Origin of the sequence: Intestinimonas sp. HCP28S3_D6, assembly GCF_052065695.1 — a bacterium.
Classification (GTDB): Bacteria; Bacillota; Clostridia; order Oscillospirales; family Oscillospiraceae; genus Intestinimonas.
In genome coordinates this window covers 1-2,264 of record NZ_JBQHTM010000112.1, presented here as the reverse complement: position 1 = coordinate 2,264, position 2,264 = coordinate 1, and the positions used below count along the sequence as shown (strand labels likewise).

Here is a 2,264-nt window from a genome sequence, read left to right as displayed (position 1 = left end):
TGCGGACATGGTAGTGGATGGCATCCATGAAAACCACCGCGTAGACGCTCTCCAACGGCCGCTGCTGCCATTCTTTTGCGATAGGGAGAATCTTGTCCGTGATGCGGCTTATCAGCAGGAAGAAAACCATTGCTACAAGGTGCTGACCGATTACTTCCATCTTCTCCGAGAATGGAAACAGCAGTACGCACCGAAACAGCCGGAGGATGAATGGCATCCTCTGTTCGTGGAAGCCCTGCAAAGAGAAAGCTATATCGAATATCTGCTTGATGTTCTCCTGTATGGCACTCCCGAAGAAAAGAAAGCTCTGGTTGCCGAGCAAAGAAAAGAGGTGATGAAACTTGAACAGCGATTTGCAGAACACCGTGGAGGAAGTCCGAAACAGTTTGGAGCAGAGTCAGAAAGGTAAGGTCTACAACACAGCAGCTAATTATAAAAAGGTTCTGCAATACGATCCGCTGCTGAAAGGAGCAATCCGAAAGAATATGCTGACAGAACGCATTGATATTGTGAAGCCCCTCGGCTGGCAGCGTGACAGTACCACGCTGACCGATATGGATGTAAAATATCTGCTTCTGTATTTTGAAGAAAATTACGGACTGACCGTAGAAAAGAAAATCGTGGATGCAATAACGGTGATCGCCAATGAAAACCGCTATCATCCAGTATGCGATTTCCTTAATTCCCTGCAATGGGACGGACAGGAACGCATCCGTCATTGTCTGCATCATTTCCTTGGTGCAGAGGAAAACGAGTACACTTATGAAGCCTTGAAGCTCTTTATGTTGGGAGCTGTCAGCAGAGTATTCAAGCCCGGATGCAAATTTGAAGTCATGCTTTGCCTTGTCGGTGGACAGGGTGCAGGAAAGTCCACGTTCTTCCGTCTGCTTGCCGTCAATGATGACTGGTTCTCTGACGATTTGAAGAAACTGGACGATGACAATGTGTACCGCAAGATGCAGGGGCATTGGATAATCGAAATGTCAGAAATGATTGCCACAGCCAACGCCAAGAGCATTGAGGAAATCAAGTCCTTTCTGAGCCGACAAAAGGAAACCTACAAGATACCGTATGAGACCCATCCGGCAGACAGACTGCGACAATGTGTGTTTGGCGGTTCTTCCAACACGCTTGATTTTCTTCCCCTTGACCGAACAGGCAACCGCCGTTTTCTTCCAGTCATGGTATGCCCAGAACAGTCAGAGGTTCACATTCTGGAAGATGAAGCTGCATCCAGAGCTTATATCATTCAGATGTGGGCAGAGGTCATGGAGATTTACCGAAGCGGCAAATTTAAGCTGAAGCTCAGCAAGGAAACGGACGCATTTCTGAAAGCCCATCAAAGAGAGTTCATGCCGGAGGACACCAAGGCAGGACAGATTATTGATTATCTGGAGCGCTATTCCGGCAACATGGTCTGCTCCAAGCAGCTTTACCGTGAAGCGTTGGGACATGACTATGACGAGCCGAAGCAATGGGAGCTGCGAGAAATCAATGACATTATGAATAATGCCGTCACAGGTTGGAGGGCATTTGCAAATCCGAGGTACTTCCCGGAACCTTACCGCAGACAGCGAGGTTGGGAACGCATCCCCACCGACAACGAGCCTGACAACAACACAGGAGAATTTCACGAACTGACGGAAGCAGAAATGCAACAGCTTGAACTTCCCGAAGAATGGTTACGATGAAAAATCCCTTTTCGTTGTCGGGCAGATTGTCGAGCCGGTTGTCGGGCTGTTGTCGGGCTAAAATCGAAAATCCATTGATATTACTGGACTTTTCTTTCTCTGACAACAATGACAACAGAAATATAAAAGAAAAAGTAAATTATAAAAAAGTAGATAAGCCCGATTAAGAAAAAGAGTTTTCCGAAGTCCGTTGTCGGTACTTCGTTGTCAGACCTTTCCTTGTCGGGCTTTTTTCATTTCAAGGAGGTATTCAATGAACGCAACAGCAATTCAGACCGCAAACAACACACAGCCCTGTTTCCGCAAGACCATCGACAAGACCACCTATGTGGTGCGTGTCCATTTCAGCGAAACATCCAAAGAGACTATGCAGGACAAAATCAAGCGTCTGCTCCGTGAGGAGGGGGCGAAGATGTGACTTTTTTGTGAATTTGATTAAAAAGTCCTTGACAATTCGCATCAGGCAAAACAGCTAAAAGCATACTGATTAGCTGCGGTGCGCGCCTTGCTGTGTTCGATATTGCGGAGCTGAGGGAGGTCACTTCCTACGATGAGCTGGAGCTGGATACGCTG

The 2,264-nt window shown here is 47.3% G+C and carries 2 protein-coding genes and 1 pseudogene; 2 read left to right on the top strand and 1 reads right to left on the bottom strand.

From position 1 onward, the window contains the following. A pseudogene (locus tag ACTNBK_RS16915) lies at nucleotides 1-115 on the bottom strand (transposase); the annotation flags it as partial. 226 nt (nucleotides 116-341) lie between these two features. Here ACTNBK_RS16915 and ACTNBK_RS16910 point away from each other — a divergent pair. Together ACTNBK_RS16910 and ACTNBK_RS16905 are read left to right on the top strand one after the other, a co-directional pair. Continuing rightward, nucleotides 342-1,691: a VapE domain-containing protein gene (locus tag ACTNBK_RS16910; protein WP_441147846.1), complete on the top strand. Its 1,350-nt coding sequence runs from the start codon at nucleotides 342-344 to the stop codon at nucleotides 1,689-1,691. 253 nt (nucleotides 1,692-1,944) lie between these two features. Further along, complete coding sequence (locus ACTNBK_RS16905) at nucleotides 1,945-2,109, top strand: transposon-encoded TnpW family protein (protein WP_441147845.1); 165 nt, start codon at nucleotides 1,945-1,947, stop codon at nucleotides 2,107-2,109. Nucleotides 2,110-2,264: the final 155 nt, after the last annotated feature.

Bases quoted from the DNA above. Each gene is read 5' to 3' on its own strand.
- ACTNBK_RS16905 (WP_441147845.1), top strand. From the start codon at position 1,945: ATGAACGCAACAGCAATTCAGACCGCAAACAACACACAGCCCTGTTTC.